General features: G+C 45.8%; 3 protein-coding genes. All 3 read right to left on the reverse strand.

Annotation, left to right across the window (positions count from 1 at the left end):
- The coding region (locus tag ACR2PX_RS06800; protein WP_433998607.1) for an HlyD family efflux transporter periplasmic adaptor subunit at positions 1-728 on the reverse strand (728 nt) is incomplete at its 3' end.
- Positions 722-1252, reverse strand: a complete 531-nt coding sequence (locus ACR2PX_RS06805) for an REP-associated tyrosine transposase (protein WP_433998608.1) — start codon at positions 1250-1252, stop codon at positions 722-724. The genes ACR2PX_RS06800 and ACR2PX_RS06805, both read right to left, overlap by 7 nt.
- A gap of 2 nt (positions 1253-1254) precedes the next feature.
- On the reverse strand, positions 1255-1590 hold the full coding sequence (locus ACR2PX_RS06810; protein WP_433998609.1) for a hypothetical protein: 336 nt from the start codon (positions 1588-1590) through the stop codon (positions 1255-1257).
- Positions 1591-1739 lie beyond the last annotated feature (149 nt).

A 1739-nucleotide genomic window follows, 5' to 3' on the forward strand; every position in this document is an offset into this window, starting at 1 on the left:
TCTTTGTTTAAGATCCAGGCTTCCACTTCCATCTTTGCCTCCTTGGGTACGATCTGCATCAGAGCCTGTGCGGGTTGAACGACACCACCAATGGTATGAATCTGTAATTGCTGAACGGTGCCGTCTAATGGTGCTGTGATCAGTTGTTGATCACGCAATTCCTGTGCCTTGATGCTTTCCTGTTTCAGGCTGGCGAGTTGTCGGTGCAGTTGTTCCTGTTGGTCCAGGCTTTCGCGCCTGGTTTGGGCATGGAGGCTGAGCCGCTGGTTCTGGATTTCTTCCTGCTCGGCTTCCAGTTGCCTGACCGCTGCCTGTTGAGCCTTTATATCTTCTTCCAGCTCTATGCGCTGCTGTTCCAGCTCCAGATATTGCACTTTTGATCCGTAGTTCTTTTTATAGAGGCCTTCCAATGCCTGAGTACGCTCTTCGATAATAGGCAGCACCCGTTGCAGTTTAGTGACGATGGCTTTTATGGTCTGTTGTTCTGCGGCTTTGCTTTTCAGCTGACTCTTCAGGGTTTCACTAGCAGAAACATAGTCTTCTATTTGTTGCAGTAGCAGCTGCTCTTCAAAGGTCTGAGTTTTTTTACCCTGAACACTCTGGTTGGACTTCAGGCTCAGGTAGCTATCCAGTTTCAACATTTCTGGTCTTGAGCCGGTGTTGTGATCCAGATAGTCCGTGACTCGTTCCCACGCTCCAGCGTGGGAATGCATACCTGAACTCACCATAACCGATCCACCTCTAACAAACCTTCAATATCAAGGTAATTCCTTGAGCTGGAATAACGCCAGTGTTCTGCTCTATCAACATAACCACGCTTCACCGGATTTTGATGAATATACTCCACTTTCTGTCTCATCATGGCTTCACCCTGGATTAACTCAGGGTGTACACCTTCCTGCCAGAACTGGTAAGCCCTGTCGTCTTTATGCGATTTTTTGTAAAAAGCCAGCTGATCCAACACAGTTTTTGCCTTGCGCTCTGTCAGCCATTTGATCAACTGTCTGGCTGTGTATGTTTTGAATTTTGCTATATCTTTATCCAACTCGGGACTCTGTGCCAGAAGATGCAGATGATTTTCAAGAATGACATATGCATGTATTTTCAAGCCCTGACTCATCAAATGTCTCATTGAGTCCAGAAGTATGGTTACTGTTTCTGGTCTGGTAAAAACAGAGATCCAGTGCAACACGGTTAACGTCATGAAATGAGGTTGATCTGGCTGAGTGAATTTGTACCGGCTTCTACCCATGTTTAATTCCTAGTGCTCTGCCCGTTACGTATGCATTCCCACGCGGAGCGTGGGAACGAGCCAAGAATACCCTCTGCAAGACCGTGCACAAATCCTGCAGACGCTATTGCAGCATCAACTTTATCTTGTGTAGTTGCACCTTCATTTGACGCCTTATCCATTTTTTGAATGACATCTAAAGACTGCCTTGTAAGATCCAATCCTGTAGAGTTTTCTTTAGTTGCAATAACCGCTTCCTTAGAAAAATCTTTCAACTCATTATAAACTTTTTGATGAGTCGGCGTAAAAACGACACCTTCTAATAAGCTATCAAGGTAGCTTCTTAATAACTGCTGCAAAGCCCACAAGGTAGTATGTGAGAAGCTTTTTCAATCAAGTCCGTCAGCCTTGGAAACGTGCCACTGCCTGTTAACCTGTCTGTCAGATAGTCCCAGAATGAAAGACCATACAGGCGACACGTTTTCTTCAGGCTGGCAAAAGTGTCGCG

The organism is Endozoicomonas sp. (assembly GCF_051008435.1).
Taxonomy (GTDB): Bacteria; Pseudomonadota; Gammaproteobacteria; order Pseudomonadales; family Endozoicomonadaceae; genus Endozoicomonas_A.